The sequence below is a fragment of the Legionella hackeliae genome (genome assembly GCF_000953655.1).
Lineage (GTDB): Bacteria > Pseudomonadota > Gammaproteobacteria > Legionellales > Legionellaceae > Tatlockia > Tatlockia hackeliae.
Genome location: NZ_LN681225.1, coordinates 2,148,451 through 2,166,317 on the forward strand (window position 1 = coordinate 2,148,451; position 17,867 = coordinate 2,166,317).

A 17,867-nucleotide genomic window follows, 5' to 3' on the forward strand; every position below is an offset into this window, starting at 1 on the left:
ATTTGTATAATGCTATTGATTCGATATACTAGTTTGCCAGTTTATTAGCAAATGATGAAACGATGAACTCACTACAAACTACTATCGAACTTGGTTTCGAACAGCGTCAGGAATTATCCCCAAATACCGCTTCAAGAGAAATTATCGCGGCAGTAAATGAGGTTATTGAAGGATTAGATCAAGGTCATTATCGAGTTGCTGAAAAAATTAATGACCAGTGGATAGTTCATCAATGGATTAAAAAAGCCGTACTTCTTTCGTTCAAACTTAATTCAAATCAAGTCATTGAGGGTGGATTTTGCAAATTTTACGATAAAGTACCTCTTAAATTCTCTGAATATCAACCCCACCAATTTGAACAAAGTGGTACTCGGGTTGTTCCTCACGCCATGGTTAGACGAGGCGCGTTTGTTGGTAAAAATACTGTTTTAATGCCCTCCTATGTGAATATTGGTGCTTATATTGATGAAGGAGTAATGGTTGACACCTGGGCAACCGTCGGGTCTTGTGCACAAATTGGTAAAAATGTACATCTTTCAGGAGGCGCGGGCATTGGTGGTGTGCTTGAGCCTCTACAAGCGAATCCCACGATTATTGAAGATAATTGCTTTATTGGTGCTCGTTCTGAAGTGGTCGAGGGAGTTATCGTTGAACGTGACTCTGTATTATCAATGGGGGTCTTCTTAGGCCAAAGTACCAAAATTTATAATCGCTTAACTGGTACTGTCAGCTATGGCCGCATTCCTCAAGGCTCAGTTGTGGTTCCTGGTAATTTACCCAGTGAAGATGGTCGCTATAGTCTTTATTGCGCTGTAATTGTCAAGCAGGTTGATGAGAAAACGCGAGCCAAGGTAAGCATCAATGAGTTATTAAGAGATATTAAATAACATGTATACCATTAAGTCGCTCCTTACCGAGCTTGTTAGCTTTCCATCAATTACCCCTCTTGATGCAGATTGCCAAGACTATATGATTCATTTTCTGGAGAATCTTGGCTTTCAATGTCAACGCTTCAATAACCCTCCAGTCGCTAATTTTTTTGCCCGCTTTGGCAATACTGACCCTTTGCTGGTTTTTGCGGGCCATACTGATGTCGTTCCTATCGGTGATATGAATAAATGGAATACCGATCCTTTTATTCTACAAGACATCAATGGAATGCTTTATGGACGCGGCACAGCGGACATGAAGGGTAGTCTTGCAGCAATGATGATTATGGCTGAACGCTTTATAAAACAATATCCTCAATGTTCGGGCAGCCTTGGATTTTTAATTACCAGTGCTGAAGAAGGAGACGATTTTGCACTTGGCACCCCCTATGTAATGGCTGAGCTTGCCAAACAAGGTATCAAGCCGCAATTTTGTATCGTGGGCGAACCTTCCAGTAGTCAGGTTCTTGGAGATGTAATCAAAATCGGACGACGAGGCTCCTTAACCGGCAAGTTAAATTTACACGGCAAACAAGGACATGTTGCCTACCCTCACCTGGCTGAAAACCCAATTCATACTATAAGTCCTGTGCTTAAAGAACTGACTAACACAATTTGGGACGAAGGAAATTCTCATTTTCCTCCCACCTCCTTCCAAATAACTCACATTCATGCTGGTGGTCAGGCAAGTAACATCATCCCAGGTGAGTTAACTCTACACTTCAATTTTCGCTTTTCTACCGAGCAAACTGCTGAAGGTTTAAAGAAGGCCGTTGAAGAATGCTTCCATCATCATGGATTACGTCCTACTATTCATTGGCAATTAAATGGCGAACCCTTTTTAACAGCTCGAGGACAGTTATTAGACAGTTGTGTTAGCGCCATTCAACACATTACGAATAGAACACCTGAGTTATCAACTAGCGGCGGTACCTCTGATGGGCGTTTCATCGCTCCTTATGGCGTAGAAGTCATTGAGCTAGGCCCTGTCAATGCGACGATTCATCAAGTCAATGAATGTGTTTCCCTGGAAGATTTAGAAGCATTAGCTGCTATTTATGAATTGATCTGTGAAGATATTTTAATTAAATCGTAAATTCACATGGATTGCTTACCACAGCATAAGTGAACGTAAGTCGGGCCCCTCGCCCGACAATACCCTAACCTTAATTCGTGGCTAAATTTAAATCTTGCGCGAGCGCACTATCCTGCTCAGTTTTTTCATTAACAACTTTCGCAACGCAAGAATCTGACCAAACATTTAAGGCTGTTTCGAGCATATCTATAAGGCTATAGAAAGGTAATATAATTCCTAATAAGGTAATGGGAACGTTCATACTTGCCAATAAACTGGCACTTAAGAAAAAGCATCCCATAGGAACACCTGCGTTACCAATTGCAGCGATGGTGGAAATTATTACCCATAATGCCATCATGGGTAAAGAAATCTCGATACCGTGATTTTGCATCAGATAAATCACTGTAGCAAAGATAAAAGCTGCACAACCATTCATGTTCAAGCTGGTGCAAAGAGGTAACACAAAACGGCTAATCTCGGGTTTAACGTTTAAATTTTTCTCTGCTGTTTCCATTGTCACGGGTAATGTGCCAACAGAAGACTTGGAGAAGAACGCCACTGATAATGCTGGAAGCATTCCTTTAAACGCAGCAAATGGTTTAATTCCTTGCGACTTTAGCCACAAGGGTAAAATAATAAAACCCTGGATCAAATTGGCAAGAACTATAATCAGCAAATACTCACCAATCCCTTTAATGGCCATCCCTTCTCGTAATTGAACTACTGTTGTTGTGATAAATCCATATAAACCCAAAGGAATTATTGCAATCACCCAACCGGTTATAACCATAAATAAACCATGGGCACCACGGAAAAACTGAGTAATAGTTTGTCTTGCTTCGGCCTCAGGAATAAAACGTATGGCAATTCCAATCACAATCCCCATCAACAATACCCCCATAACCTGATGTTCAAGGAAGGGAGATAGAACTGACGACGGAATTAGGTTCGCAATATGTTGAAAATAACCAAGTTGATTAGTAGTTTCCGGAACAACAGCATGTTGCTTGATAACCCCTACCATGCCAGGATGAATTAACAGATAAAGAACACAGCTAATTGCCGCAGCGACTAAGGTGGTGCCTAACGTGTAGGACATTGCACGTCCCCAGATTTTTCGCATTACCCCATCTGCACGGTAATTCGATAAGGTAACAATGATTGATAAAGCAATAATTGGGAGACTAATGCATTTAAAGATTTTAATGAAAACATCAGCAATAAATAAACCAAATGTCTTTAAAATTGTAATATCAGAATAACCACTGACGATACCAAGAAAAATCATGACAGCGTATAAAAAGGGTGTACTTAGCCATCGTTTTTTTTGAGAAGAGTGTTGGGCGCACATGAGAAAACCTTAAAAATAGTTAATTGGACTTAAGCGAACGAAAAAGAAAAATTAGCAACAACAACAGCAGCAGCAGGATTGTAGAGGAGAGTTTGAGTAATAAAGAGCTGCATGAATTGGTAATATTTCGTTCATAGTCACCATTTTAGGTCGTTTTTTGCACATTGAGATTCATATTTTAACATATTTAAAAAACAGATCAAGCCCTATCTTATTTTAAGAGCTGATCTTGCTTTAGCCGCATTATTCTATGATAAGCCTCTGCAATACGCTCTTCTGAAATCTTATTCGCTTGGACTAGCTTTTCTATCTGTTCAATCACCTCATACGGAGTAATTTCAGCCAATTGATTGGCAAAAATGACCATATCCGCACCAGCATTAATTGTTAAGCAAAGTGCTTCTTCCATGGAGTAATGCTTTGCGATTGCATGCATTTGCAAATCGTCGCTGATTATTACTCCATCAAAACTGAGTTCTTGTCGTAATAAACCAGTTAATATTGATTTGGACAATGTTGCTGGTAACCCATCTGCGTCTAATTGACGATTAATAACGTGGGCGGTCATCACCATAGCAGGTCTATTACTACCATTAAAGATAATTTTATAGGGCTCAAGTTCTCTCAGTTGAAAAGTGCTTGTGACATCAACAAACCCTTCATGAGTATCCCCAGTCGCACTGCCATGACCAGGAAAATGCTTGTAACAGCATGTGATTTTATGCTGGGCAAATATTTCTACAAATTGCGTGGCCACTTTAGCAACCTGTTCGGGATTGGCTGAGAAACTACGCTTTAGCTTTCCAATGATCCCCTTTTCTTGATTTAAATCAAGATCAACAACGGGTGCAAAATTCAAATTAAAACCGAGTGATTGGATGGTTTCAGCCATGCGGTGCATCTCAGAATGCAATTCCTTTTGTGAAAAATTTGCCAAATCGGCTGGAGATACTGTTGTCATGCACCCGTCAATGTACTTCAAACGATCTACAGCGCCACCTTCATAGTCAATCGCAATAAAAAGCGGTGGTGTTTTTTCACCTAAGGAATTATTAGCACGATGAAGTTGCTGTATTAATGATTGAATTTGTGGACGATCAGTAAGGTTTTTGCCCTGTTGTTGAGTAATCAGATCATAATCGAACAATAAAACTCCTCCAAGGCTATTATCGCTTAACCATTGTTTTATAGGACTTTTTTCACCAGTAGTACCTGAAAATCCCATAATTAACATTTGAGCAATCTGTTGCCTTAAAGTGGCCATTTTTATCGCCTTCTCAATCTGTGAAGGAGACGATAATACAAGTTCATAAGTCTCAAGAAAAGCTTATTATTGAAAAGTTATTCACCTATTGAGGTGGCAAAGGAGGTACTTCCGACCAATCGCATTTGCAATTTCCCTGTGCATCAGGGGGAAAAGGGACAGAAGCGAAGTTAGAAGGAAAACAAATGGGTATATTCCAGGCAGTATCACCAGGGCCAACAGCGGCAGGTAACGTCCAATAACGTGTTGATGAATAGACTTTGCCGACCTCACTTTGCCAGAATACCGGCTGATAGGTGGCTTGGTAAAAAAAGCGCTGCGCTGGACTGCAATTAAATGACTCTCTTCCCCATGCTTTTCCTTTTGGGGCTTTAACAGTGACTACTTTATCATTTGTATTTGCATCTATTACTACAACCTGCACATCATAATTTGTCCAACAGGTATCTTTTACTAAGGTTAAAAAACAAGGAAAAGCAAAACTAGACGTTGAAAGCAGTAGACCACTCACAGAAAACAACGACTTCATTATCATGACAATCCATAAGAATGTATAAAATATATCTAAAGTATATCAAAAATTTTCATTTTATTGATTGAAATTTGGACTATTTTCATTACCTGATAACAGGGTTATGGGCTAACAAATTTTCCTCTTTTTTACTTTGAGTCGATGCGTCGAGGTTGATTTCCACTATATATCAGTATATCCTTCGCGCTTGTGGAGAGATGGCCGAGCGGTTGAAGGCGCACGCCTGGAAAGTGTGTATACGGCAACGTATCGAGGGTTCGAATCCCTCTCTCTCCGCCAAACCCATATTACCTGTCTAGTTGGCTTATGACTTCTCAATTGATCAACGACTTCTATGCTTGTGAAGATTATTTTTTTAGTTCTGTAAGTAAGGAGTTTTTTCATTTTCATAATCAAGCCAGGATTTACATTACAGGCGTTCCTGTCGCAAGTTTGAATATTGTATTTGTTCGTTCGCCTATTGAGAATTTGAACCATTTTCTAAATGAGTGTAATCATTTTTTTAGTACTAAACAGTTACCTTGGGCAGCAGTCTTTTCTACTCCTCATTTAGAACAATCTTTAGATGATTATATAGCAAATACAAGCTTTACAAGCTGCGAAAATGCTATCGCAATGTGGCTGGATTTAAACACTGTTCGAACTTTTATCCCCAATGAGGGGTTACTCGTTAAAACAACTGATTCTCAGTTAAAAGAATGGTCTCAACCATTGATTGAAGCATTTCATTCAACAGCAGAGTTAACTTCTCTTTATCAAAGCACTCATGAATATGCACTGGAAAAAAAAGCTCAACTTCATCATCTAAGTTTATATGTTGATAATAAACTTATCGCCTCATTAACATTATCCTTTCACAATAATCTGGCTAGAATTGATGATTTTGGCACTTTACCTGCCTATCAAAAGCAAGGATATGGAACATATTTATTACATTTTGCTTTAGAAACAGCAAAAAATTTAGGTGCTGATTTTTGCTTTTTAGAAGCAGCAGAAGCTGGTTTATCTCTCTATCTAAAAATGGGCTTTGAGGTACTTTTCCAAAGGAAATATGTGTGGGATTTTCAGTGAATCAATGACAATTTCGAGAACATAAAGTTACTGCCTCCGAGTTAAAATTTGAAGTTAGTATCCTGAATATTTGATGATCTATAAATCAAATATTTCTTAACCGTAAAGATTGCTTATTTTTTAACTTAAGAAGCCAATTATGATGTATACTTGTTGATATTTTTTCCTTTTATAGCAAGGATAATTTTTTAAAAATAAACTCGCTCGATGGAACATCATAATGATAAATAGTGCAGCATATGATTATACTGTGGTCGAACTATTTGAAGACCAAGCAAAGAAAACACCTAATCATATCGCTCTGGACGAAGACGGTACAATACTTACCTACCAGGCTTTGAACGAGAAAGCGAATCAGTTTTCCTATTGGCTTCAAAAAAATAATGTAAACCCAGGCGAATTTGTCGGTATTTTATTAGATCCAGGCATTGATTATATCGTTTGTATTTTAGGAATTATAAAAGCAAAGGCAGTTTATCTCCCCTTAGATTCAATGGCACCTCAACTTCGCCTGGAAGAACTGTTACAGGATGCCAAACCAAGTTTAATCGTTACCAATGAACAATATATCAATCGGGTCAATGAAAAGAGTTTTGCTGTCCGTCTTATCAAACATATTTACCTGGAATCTGTCAGCCATCCTCGGTTTAGTAATAAAAAGCATTTTGCTTCCAAATCTCCTCTTTACATGATGTATACTTCGGGCTCCACTGGACGTCCTAAGGGAGTACTTGTTTCTCATCAAGCTGTTGTCAATCTTGTGAAGATTGATAATTTTGCAAAAGTCGAAGAATACGAGCGAGTAGCCCAATTTAGTAATTTAGCGTTTGATGGTAGTACTTTTGAAATCTGGAGCGCTCTTCTAAACGGAGCAACTCTTGTGATTGTGCCCTCTATTGTCCGCACAGATCACACTCGCCTAAAAAGTTTTTTAAATCATAGTGCCATTAAATATCTGTTCTTACCCACCGGTTTTTTCCATCAATTGATTAAATCAGCAATGGATACCTTAGACAGCGTTGAAGTCATTATCTTTGGCGGCGAACAGGTCAATGCCCTTCTTTTAAAAGATTTAAGTGATTATCGCAAAAAGAAAAAACTACCCATCAAATTAATTAATGGCTATGGACCCACCGAAGCAACCACCTTTACTTGTCGCCAAATTATAAATCCAGAGTGGTCAGAAGATGATGAGCGCTTAGCCAGTATTGGTAAGCCTATAAAAAATGTAGAGGTCTACATTCTTGATGAAAACAAGGTCCAGGTCTCTGAAGGTGAGCTTCATATTGGAGGCGTTAATTTAGCAATTCACTATCATAACTCTCCTCTCAATAGTGAAAAATTTATTCCGAATCCGTTTTGTGAGCCAAACCACCCCTTTAATCGGCTTTATAAAACGGGAGATAGAGTAAAAATGTTACCTTCTGGGGACATTCAATTTTTGGGACGTTATGATGATCAAGTCAAGATTGGTGGTTTTCGAATTCATCTTAATGAAATCGAAAATCAACTCATGCAACATCCCTTAATTAGCCTTGCCGCTGTACGTGTTGAAATTGGGGGCGGTTCTCACAAAATGCTAACGGCTTACATCGTTTTATCAGCGACAAAAAAGACTATTCATGCTGATGAAATTCGTGAGTATTTAAGTCACAAACTACCAATTTACATGCTGCCTGCGAAATATGTTTTAGTCGACGATCTGCCACTGACATCCGTAGGAAAAGTGGATAAATCAAAACTGGATCAGATCAGTCATATTGATTTATCGTTCCACATTGATAACTCCCCCGCCAGCTTTATTGAAGAAAAAATTACAACCATCTGGCAAGGTCTTCTAAACCGTAACCGAATTGACGTCAATAAGAATTTATTTGAACTTGGTGCGAATTCACTGCTTATTGCTGAAGCTTGCTCCAGAATTAATGAAGCGCTTCAATCTGAATTACAAATTTCCCACATCATTTCTTACCCCACGATTCATAAATTAAGCCGTTTTTTAGATGGTGATATCGAAACTCCTGTTGTTAAAGAAATACATGCAGCAACGTCACAAGACATTGCAATTATTGGCATGGCCTGCCGCTTTCCAAAGGCAAACTCTCTTGATGAGTATTGGCAAAATATTCTGGATGGCAAAGATTGTTTGACTCAATTCGCCTCTGACCAATTAAATGATCCCAATAAAATAGGGGATAAAAACTTTGTGCCTGTCCGCGGAGTCATCGGTGAGGTTGACAAATTTGATGCCAATTTTTTTGGTTTTAACCCAGTTGACGCCAGTATCACCGACCCACAGCAAAGAATTTTTTTAGAGTGTGCCTGGACCGCATTAGAACATGCCGGTATCGCTCCAACAAAACTACACTCAAAGACAATCAGTGTATTTGCAGGAATGGCAGATAGTACTTATTTGCACGAAAATTTGTTGAAAAATAATTGGTTTTGTAAAGAACATGATCGTTTTCATTGTCGCATTGCTAGTTCATCGAGCATGCTTAGCACGCAAGTCTCTTATCGACTCAATCTAAGAGGAAAAAGTCTCAACGTAAATACAGCATGCTCCACGGGTCTTGTTACTGTGGATGAAGCATGCCACGACCTGATAGCTGGTGAATCAGACATTTCTATAGCAGGGGCCGTATCCATTGTCGTACCAGAAGAAGATGGCTATACCTATACCCAGGGAAGTATTGAATCACCTGATGGCAAATGTCGACCTTTTGATGAAAAGGCAAATGGAACTGTATTTTCCAATGGTGTAGGCATAGTGATTCTCAAGCGATTAAAAGATGCTATTGCCGATAAAAATACTATTTATGCGGTGATTAAAGGCAGAGGAATCAATAATGATGGTGCAGATAAGCTTGGATTTACAGCACCTAGTACCAGCGGCCAAACAGCATGTATTCGCGAAGCTTTGGCCACAGCAAAAATTACTGCCGCCGATGTCAGTTTTGTTGAGGCTCATGGAACAGCAACCACCTTAGGGGACGCCATTGAATTTGATGTATTAAATTCTGTTTATAAGGAACAAACTGAGCACACTCACTTTTGTGCACTAGGTTCAGTTAAAGGCAATATCGGTCATACAGACGTTGCAGCCGGGATGGCAGGGTTAATTAAAGTTTGCTTAAGTCTTTATCATCAAAAGATACCACCGATGGTCAACTTTAAAAAAGCTAATCCTAATATGGCCTTAGACGATAGCCCATTTTTTATTAACACCCAACTTATAGAATGGAAAAAACCTGTATCGTCCAAACGTTACGCCGGTGTTAGTGCATTCGGTGTGGGAGGCACAAATGCCCACATGATTTTGGGAGAATATACTGCGAAAGAAAAGTTATCAGTTTCTACCTCCCAACAACTTTTAGTCCTGTCCGCAAAAAACTTGACGGCTTTGGAAGAAAACACGGAACAACTTTTAAAGCAATTATCGCTCTATAGTGATGACAATCTTAAGTCTTGTCTCCCTAAAATTGCTTATACACTTCAAACTGGACGCGAGGATTTCCAATGGCGACGAATCGCAACAGGCGATACGTTAAAAGTCATTAGACAAAGTTTTTCTCAATCCAAGGCCCAGCAGTCTCCAGAACATAGCCCTCATAATCTTGTATTTATGTTTCCAGGCCAGGGGATGCAATACCATAAAATGGCTACTCAGTTAATGAAAGAGTTTTCATTATTTGCAAGCCTCGTTAAAAAAGGGTTTCAAATTGCTAAATTACACCTTCACTGTGATTTAGAAACAATTATCAATAATCCTAAGGATGAGCGCTTACATCAAACACAATATGCTCAGCCTGCTTTGTTTATTATTGAATATGCCTTGGCTCACTTGCTGATGGATTTTGGCATAAAACCTCAAGCACTTATAGGGCACAGTTTAGGGGAATACGTTGCAGCTGCTTTAGCGGGTGTTTTTTCTTACGAAGATGCAGTCGCTCTGGTATGCGAACGTGGTCTTTTGATGTCCAGTGCTCCGAAAGGCGCTATGCTTGCTATTGAATGCAGTGTTAGCGAATTTAAAACGATTCAAAAGCAAATAACTGGTATTGAATTAGCTGTACACAATGCGAAACATCATTGTGTAGCGTCAGGTAAGATGGATACGATCCAAACACTTGAGAATTTCTTATCTCAAGACGAGATTTCCTTCCAACGTTTGAAAGTCAGTCATGCCTTTCATAGCAGTCTCATGGAGACCATTGAGACGTCGTTCAAAGAAATATTTGCAAACATTACTTTGTCGCCACCAACTATGCCTATAGTTTCAAATGTAACGGGAGATTGGCTTACTACAGAGGAAGCCATGGATCCTGATTATTGGTATCGTCATCTTCGCGACACTGTTTTACTAAATAACGGTTTTGAAAATTTAATTCAGAGCAAACATTCTCATTTTATTGAAGTAGGACCAGGACGAAGCTTAAGCAGCTTTCTTAAAATGACAGTCCCAGATGCTGACGCCTTTAGTATCCAAACTCTGCCCAATCATCATCAACAAACTGAGGATGTCGAAGCGCTACTCGCTGCCGTTGGCAAATTATGGCAAGAAGGCGTTACTATCAATTGGCTTGCACTGCATAATAATAAATCTCTCCAACGGGTGGCTTTACCCACCTATTCTTTCCAAAGACAGAGCTATTGGATAAAGCCTGATAAATTTAGAGAAAATGCAAGCAACCAACCCTCACTTTATAAACCAGTATGGTCACATCAGCTAGCCAATCTAGAACCATCCGACATTGATGCTCGTAAAATACGTGAGCATACATGGATTGTATTTCAAGATAATACTGAGATTGGAAATCAATTGATTTCATTGTTAAGGGATTATAACGCCAAATTATTTATTGTTGAACCAGGGAAAAGCTATCAATTGTTGGATTCCAATCATTTTAGAATTAGTCTTAAAACAAAAAGTGATTACTTAAAATTATTTGAACATTTAAAAACTGAACTTAAGCATCCTATTCTTTTTCATACTACCTCTTGCAATCCATTGTTTTTTGGCAAACTATCCAACGAGGAAATTGATACCCAGCTCAATGCAAGCTTTTATAGTTTACTGTTTATTGCACAAGCCTACAGAGAAATAATGGGTGAAGATACTCCATTGCGTTGTGGTGTGCTGACTCAGGGTACTCAACGTATTTTGGGAACCGAATTAATTTCTCCAGTGAATGCTAGTTTAATTGGTGCTTGTCGCGTCATTTCCCAAGAGCACCCGAATATTGTTTGCAAAGTTATCGATAGTAATCCAGTAGAGTTTTCTTCGTCTAAGAACACTTGTTTATCTCACCTGTTAAACGCCTCTGTAAACGATGACTGGTTAACTCAAAATATCCTTACTGCTTACAGAAATGGCTATCAATGGGATTTGTCATACACCTTGGCTGAAACAACTAAAATTCACAATCGATTTCGAGATAAAGGCATTTATTTAATCACCGGCGGTTTAGGGGGTATTGGACTTGCTGTTAGTGAACTAATTACTGAAGAGGTTAATAATCCAACACTCATTTTTCTCTCCAGAACTCCAATGCTTCCAGAAACTACCTGGAACAAAGTTCTTGCTGAACCCACTCACAAGCTTTACCCAAAGATTAAACTCTTAAACCACCTAAAACAAAAAGGAGCTGATCTTTATTTTTACAACGTTGATATCGCCGATTCTGAGGCTTTACGGGAAACTATCCAACAATGCAAAACAAAGTTTGGCGCTATAAATGGCCTTATCCACTGCGCTGGTGTAGCTGGTGGTGGTCTTGTTCAGTTAAAAACACGTGAAATAGCAGATACTGTCTTCCGCCCTAAAATTCATGGCACCTTTAATTTATTAAAAGCATTCAAGGATATATCTTTAGATTTTGTGGTATTAATGTCTTCAATTGCCGCGTTGACAGGAGAGCAAGGGCAGATTGACTATTGTGCAGCCAATGCTTGTCTTGATGCCTTTGCTTTAAGCAATGCCTTTCAATCCAAGTTTGTTATCAGTTTAAACTGGAATACCTGGCGCGATGTAGGTATGGCTATAGAAACGAAGCATCCTTCTGATCTCAATTGGCTTGACAGAGGGAATGACATATCTCCTGAACAAGGAAAACAAGTATTTTTACAAGCACTACGGACTAATTTTACAAATCTCGCTGTGTCAAACTTTGACATAAAAAGCTATAGCAAATTAGTCATGGAGAAAGATAACGTGTCTGGGTCTCCTGATATCAGAGCATCCAGAACCGATCTGAATATTGCAAATAACTACCAAGCTCCGCGTAATTCAATAGAATCTCAGCTTGCCCAATTATGGCAGGAAAGTTTAGGTATCGAGAATATTGGTACAGAGGATAATTTTTTTGATCTTGGTGGGCATTCTTTAAAAGCTTTAAAGCTTATTGAAAAAATAAATCGTCATTTTCATCGTTCTTTGGTGATTAATCAGCTTTACCAAACACCGACAATTGCTGAATTAAGTGACGTTATTTCCTCAAGTACTGGCAACTTAAAGATGATGGATATCATTGTACCATTTAATTATACAGTTAACACGCCTAATCTTTTTGTCTGCCATCCAATCAGTGGATTGGTTTATTGCTTTGATTCCTTAACAAAATGCTTTAATACCCCGCTTTCTATTTATGGACTCCAAGATCCAAGTGTTGGCAATGACCATTTACTTTACGAAGACATTTCGTCTATGGCAAAAGCTTACTTGGATGCTATTAAATCGATTCAACCCCATGGTCCTTATTATTTACTGGGATATTCTTTCGGGGGAAGTCTTCTTTACGAGGTCGCAGCATTGCTAAAAAAACAAAAAAACCAGATCAATTTATTAGGTCTTATCGATAGCTGGGCATCTTTTTCACCTAAACAAAGTAATGAAACACACTTTAAAAAATTACTACGTATTTCACACCCTGACTTACCTGAAAATATGATTGAACTCGCATGGAAAAGGATGCAATTACTTCTTTCTCACACCCCGACAAAGCTAAACCAAGATATGCTATTATTTAAAGCAAGCGATCTTGCTGAGGATTATCAGTCAATTAATGATCCTTCAAATGGCTGGTCAAACTTTAACAAAGGGAAAATTACTTGCCATATGCTAGACGCCAATCATGAAACAATACTAGATGCCGAAAATAGCAAGTATATTGTAAATTATATTCAGGAATATTGTGGTCTATAAAGCCGCTATACAGAAAGGACCATCAATGAAGTTGTCGAAGAAAGAAATTGTAGTTTTAGGTAAAGCATATGACGCACTCAAGCATTCATTTATCGTATTAAATAAAGATTTTCAAATTATCTATTTAAACAGTTATTCAAAAAAACTTTTTGGTTTCACAGAGCAAGAAATCAAAATATCCTCTTCCTTTAATGACCTTCTTGAAAAACACGGTCACCCCCCTCTTTTTTCTGATAAAGACAATTTGATCCTCAATCAAGATCCTATGAAAATTAAGAAACACAAAAAAAAATGGGAGTTGTTACGAGGTAAGGTGGATAAAAAGCCGTCTATTTTTCTTTTTGATAAAGATGTGACTGAGCAAGAAGAAATGTATGACGTTCTTACTCGCTCTGTTAATGAAGTTACAGGACAGGTTTTTTCTAAACGACTATCGGCCCAGGAGTATATGGATGAAATTCGTGGTTGTCTTGAAAACGTTATTCGACAAATGCCCTGTTATGTTTATTGGAAAGACAAAGAATTTCGCTACATTTTCTGTAATGACATTACTGCCGACATAATGGGATTACCCTCTGCTAAACACGCAATAGGAAAAACAGATTATGATTTTGGCTGGGACACTACACTTGTTGATAGCTATCGTGCGACCGATAAAAAGATTCTTGCAACAGGTAAGCCTATTTTAAACTTGGAAGAAGAGTTGATTGATAAAAACGGTCGTGTATATCACACCCTTGTCAATAAAATGCCTCTTAAAAATCACCTTGGTGAAATTATTGGGCTTCTAGGTATTACTGTCGATGTCACCAGCGTTAAAAAAGCTGAGATCGCTAAAGCTAATTTCATTGCAAATATGAGCCATGATATCCGTACTCCTTTAACAGGAATTATAGGGATGGCGCAACTTTTAGAGGATAAAGTAACCTCCGAAGAAGAAAAGCAATTTGCAGGTTGGATTTATGAAAGCGGACAACAATTATTAAAACTGTTGAACGGTGTACTCGATCTCGTTTCTGCCGAAGAAGGCAAAGAAGAAGATCTGCATAAAGATACCTTTAATATCCGTCAATCCATTGAGGATATTATTTTCCTGGAAAAACCCACTTTATTTCATAAAAATCTTGAGTGTCATTTAATTATTGACAAAGAAGTTCCCATTAATATTAAATCCGATCGCTTTAAGTTAAGCCGAATTATTTTAAATCTGGTTGGCAATGCAATTAAATTTACAGAAAATGGCTCCATAACTATTCGCGTTAGAATAGCTTCTGATAACCCCAAGATGCTGGAGTTTTGTATTGCGGATACGGGAAAAGGTATCCCAAAGGCATTATTGCCCAAAATATTTGAACGATTTTACCGCGTGTCTCCTTCTTATAAGGGAGATTATATTGGACATGGACTTGGTTTGCATATTGTGGAAAAATTTATTGATTTACTTGGTGGTTCAATTAGTGTCAGCTCAGATGAGAATGTGGGTACAGAGTTTACTTTCACAATACCCCTGATTGAAGCTCATGACCTGAAAGAAAAATCAGATAAAGATTTTGTTTTATCGATACAGCACGAACAAAAATCAGCGTCGTCTACTTCCTCTAACTCTGATTCCGACAGCAATCTCGAGACAGATTACAATCTTTTAATTGTAGAGGATAATGATATTGCTTTACGTATTACCGAAAATTTATGTCTTCAACAAGGTTGTAAAGTAACCAAAGCAGTCGATGGTGAAACCGCTTTGCAACTTGCCAAAGAAAAAAAATTCAATCTGATTCTCACTGATATTGGGTTACCTGGCATGTCTGGCAATGAATTAACAAAGGCAATTCGCCAATGGGAAAAAGAAAACAATTTTATCGCCATGCCCATTATTGGTCTGACCGCACACGCCTCAAGAGAAGCAAAAAATGAGTCTATAAAAGCAGGCATGAATGATTTATATGCAAAACCCTTACAAACAGGTTTATTGCAAAATATATTAAATAAATATCCTCGTACTCCTAAAGAATCCACTTCTCTATTTAATAACAACCATGATTTACCTGAGACAGAAGAGGATTTATTTATGCTTGAGCAATTCCCTTTGCTTGATGCCGAAATGGGTATTAATAATCTTGGTAATGAAGTCATACTAAAAGATATTTTAGTCTCCATGGTTGATAGCGAATTGCCTAAAGAATTAGAGAAATTAAAGTCTGCATACTCAAATAAAGATTGGGCTCAAATTGAAAGTCTCGCTCATAAATTGAAAAGCGGTGCAGTCTATTGTGGTACCTCACGCCTTAAACAGGCCTGTCAATACCTTGAGCGTTATCGAAAAACCGGGTATGAAAAAGATCTAGAACGACTCTATCACCAATTAATGAGTGTGGCCGAACAGACAGTAATTTCTGTTAAATCATGGCTACATCATCAATAATACTTTTTATACTTTGATGTCCACAGGGTTATCCACCGAAACTGTGGACAACCCTAATTTTTTACCTGGCCTTAAACTCTATAAATGCATCTGAAGCAATTGCCTGTTCTGCCTCAGGTTCCAAATGCCCATTTCCACACATCTTAGCAATTTTTAATAACAGCTCTTTATGTTCATCCTTTTGCAATTCTAGAGAATTGATAATAGGACGATTTTTAAAGAGTTCATTATATCTCTCAAGCTGTTTCTCATTGATGTTTACAGGTTTAAATAAAGAGTCCTTTCTTTGTCCTTGAGCCATTAGAATTGCTGCCCTTCTAATCCTTAAATAGTCTTCTATTCCTTTGTCCAAAGTATCTTGAACAGTATTATCAGGCGCAGGTTTTGCACTTCCTTGTAAAGCTAAAGCAATTTCTATAGCCCGCCTTGGATCATCAAAAAGTGCATCAAAATTTTCCTGACTTAGTCTACTGTTGTTATTAAGACAGCAACATGCACTGGCAATACTTCGAATAAATTTGGAATTCTGAATTAATTTCCCAAGATTTGGAGCAGTGAGTATTTCCGCACTCTCCATATCTGATAACAAATCAGAAAACTCCAAGATCATCAAATTCCTTGTTAACAATTCTTCACAAAGATTAATTTTCCCCCCTTCAAAACTAGGGAGATTTTTTGCTAAAAACATATTCTCCAGACGTAAAAATCTTATAATTTTTGCGGCAACCTCTGCATTCTCCGGTTGTTTAAGAGCAAGCTCTTGAGTCTTGCGGGAAAATTGCTTCACCTTGACCAACTGTTTAAACAAGGATGCAACTGAAACTGCATACTCAGGTACTTTACTAAGGCATGTCTTATTTTCACTATCATCCATAGAGATTTTCTTTAAAATCCTTATCCCTTCAGCTACTTTATCCGCATATTGGGGAGTACGGATCACTATTGCCAGATTCTCGTCAGTTAAAGCATCCATTTGTGAAAGTGTAATTACAGCATCAGTCAAAGAATTGTGGTGTTGGGGAGACTTATAAAGCGTATCTAAAATTAGTTGAGCATGTTCTGGCTTTAATTTAATTTTTTTTAATGCTTCGACAGCAAGGCCTATTTTTAAATGCTCCTGCTTGACTACACTCTCTAATAAACGAGGTAGATTGTCTATAAGACTCCATTTCGCCTCAGTAAACGTGCTCAGCATATCACGTATCCAATCGGTTGCTTGCAAGACCTTAGGATTTAGACATGCTTCAATATTGCTTTGAGTTATTAGTTCTTTTGTAGACGACAATTCGCCAAGAAGCACTCGAAAATCTAGTGTTTCCTGACCAAGCTTACAAATTGCTGGAAGATTGGCTTTTATTAACTCTGGATTGATAGAAGCTAGCAGCGATAAAATAGAATACGTTGAACTCATTAAGCATGAAGATACCAAGCAACCTAACTCCTCAACACTGACATCATGTTGCCGTAGCAAGAGGATGCTGCTAGCCATTGCACAAGGCGATGCACTATTTGCGACTAATAAGAGCGTTTGTTTGGATAAAATCTTTTCTGCTTTAAGAGACGCTATATCTTTTAATTTTTCATGAAGATTGGGCAAATGAACATTTTGAACAAAGTTGGCAAGAGGTACATCGAGAGTGTAACCTTTTAAAGTTCCAATCAGCAATGCTAAATTTTCCGCAGCAGCTCCTTTGAATTGCCCTACAAGTACAACATTGTCAGCTGATAGTTGTTTATTTTCCTGCAATTTTTTCAATGCATTTATACCACCAAGCTCTTTAAGAAGACCATCTAAAGCATTGCTACTTGCTGACTCATTCCAGGTATTTTTTCCAAGACAAATTTTTACTAATTTCAATTGCTCTCTAGGAGTTAATTCGCCACTTACTCCCTCTACTTCATCTTCATAGAATCTACGTAACTCAGCAATATGAGGCTCATCTTTAAATACACGCCCATACCCTTTGTTAAGATCATAACTCTCAAGGTATTCTTTAATCTTCAAGATCTTCATCT

Annotated in this window: 9 protein-coding genes and 1 tRNA gene; 6 read left to right on the top strand and 4 right to left on the bottom strand. The window is 38.1% G+C overall.

What is annotated here, in order from left to right:
- Nucleotides 1-62: 62 nt before the first annotated feature.
- Together dapD and dapE are read left to right on the top strand one after the other, a co-directional pair.
- A complete protein-coding gene (dapD, locus tag LHA_RS09600) occupies nt 63-887 on the top strand; it encodes a 2,3,4,5-tetrahydropyridine-2,6-dicarboxylate N-succinyltransferase (RefSeq protein WP_045106348.1) in 825 nt (274 codons plus the stop codon).
- A 1-nt stretch (nt 888) separates the two neighbouring features.
- Nucleotides 889-2,025 carry a succinyl-diaminopimelate desuccinylase gene (dapE, locus tag LHA_RS09605; protein WP_045106349.1) on the top strand — a complete coding sequence of 379 codons (1,137 nt, stop codon included), beginning with the start codon at nt 889-891 and terminating at the stop codon, nt 2,023-2,025.
- A 70-nt stretch (nt 2,026-2,095) separates the two neighbouring features.
- On the opposite strand, the gene LHA_RS09610 is transcribed toward dapE, so the two are convergent.
- The 3 genes from LHA_RS09610 to LHA_RS09620 form a co-directional block, all read right to left on the bottom strand.
- Nucleotides 2,096-3,358 carry a dicarboxylate/amino acid:cation symporter gene (locus LHA_RS09610; RefSeq protein WP_045106350.1) on the bottom strand — a complete coding sequence of 421 codons (1,263 nt, stop codon included), beginning with the start codon at nt 3,356-3,358 and terminating at the stop codon, nt 2,096-2,098.
- Nucleotides 3,359-3,569: 211 nt separating this feature from the next.
- On the bottom strand, nt 3,570-4,622 hold the full coding sequence (locus LHA_RS09615; protein WP_045106351.1) for a glycoside hydrolase family 3 protein: 1,053 nt from the start codon (nt 4,620-4,622) through the stop codon (nt 3,570-3,572).
- 85 nt (nt 4,623-4,707) lie between these two features.
- On the bottom strand, nt 4,708-5,151 hold the full coding sequence (locus tag LHA_RS09620) for a hypothetical protein (RefSeq protein ID WP_231861894.1): 444 nt from the start codon (nt 5,149-5,151) through the stop codon (nt 4,708-4,710).
- A 194-nt stretch (nt 5,152-5,345) separates the two neighbouring features.
- Here LHA_RS09620 and LHA_RS09625 point away from each other — a divergent pair.
- From LHA_RS09625 to LHA_RS09640, 4 genes are all read left to right on the top strand, one after another.
- Nucleotides 5,346-5,433, top strand: a tRNA-Ser gene (locus tag LHA_RS09625).
- Nucleotides 5,434-5,460: 27 nt separating this feature from the next.
- A complete protein-coding gene (locus tag LHA_RS16615; RefSeq protein ID WP_045106353.1) occupies nt 5,461-6,225 on the top strand; it encodes a GNAT family N-acetyltransferase in 765 nt (254 codons plus the stop codon).
- A gap of 220 nt (nt 6,226-6,445) precedes the next feature.
- The gene (locus LHA_RS09635; protein ID WP_045106354.1) at nt 6,446-13,429 is read left to right on the top strand and encodes a type I polyketide synthase; all 6,984 of its coding nucleotides are present in this window, start codon (nt 6,446-6,448) and stop codon (nt 13,427-13,429) included.
- Between the two features lie 25 nt (nt 13,430-13,454).
- On the top strand, nt 13,455-15,851 hold the full coding sequence (locus LHA_RS09640) for an ATP-binding protein (protein WP_052673667.1): 2,397 nt from the start codon (nt 13,455-13,457) through the stop codon (nt 15,849-15,851).
- A gap of 61 nt (nt 15,852-15,912) precedes the next feature.
- Here the strand turns inward: LHA_RS09640 and LHA_RS09645 are convergent, their stop codons facing one another.
- A complete protein-coding gene (locus LHA_RS09645) occupies nt 15,913-17,865 on the bottom strand; it encodes a hypothetical protein (RefSeq protein WP_045106355.1) in 1,953 nt (650 codons plus the stop codon).
- Nucleotides 17,866-17,867 lie beyond the last annotated feature (2 nt).

What these genes read in the sequence shown, in the direction of transcription:
- dapD (WP_045106348.1), top strand. Translation starts at nt 63, where the DNA reads ATGAACTCACTACAAACTACTATCGAACTTGGTTTCGAACAGCGTCAG.
- dapE (WP_045106349.1), top strand. Translation starts at nt 889, where the DNA reads ATGTATACCATTAAGTCGCTCCTTACCGAGCTTGTTAGCTTTCCATCA.
- LHA_RS09610 (WP_045106350.1), bottom strand. Translation starts at nt 3,358, where the DNA reads ATGTGCGCCCAACACTCTTCTCAAAAAAAACGATGGCTAAGTACACCC.
- LHA_RS09615 (WP_045106351.1), bottom strand. Translation starts at nt 4,622, where the DNA reads ATGGCCACTTTAAGGCAACAGATTGCTCAAATGTTAATTATGGGATTT.
- LHA_RS09620 (WP_231861894.1), bottom strand. Translation starts at nt 5,151, where the DNA reads ATGAAGTCGTTGTTTTCTGTGAGTGGTCTACTGCTTTCAACGTCTAGT.
- LHA_RS16615 (WP_045106353.1), top strand. Translation starts at nt 5,461, where the DNA reads ATGACTTCTCAATTGATCAACGACTTCTATGCTTGTGAAGATTATTTT.
- LHA_RS09635 (WP_045106354.1), top strand. Translation starts at nt 6,446, where the DNA reads ATGATAAATAGTGCAGCATATGATTATACTGTGGTCGAACTATTTGAA.
- LHA_RS09640 (WP_052673667.1), top strand. Translation starts at nt 13,455, where the DNA reads ATGAAGTTGTCGAAGAAAGAAATTGTAGTTTTAGGTAAAGCATATGAC.
- LHA_RS09645 (WP_045106355.1), bottom strand. Translation starts at nt 17,865, where the DNA reads ATGAAGATCTTGAAGATTAAAGAATACCTTGAGAGTTATGATCTTAAC.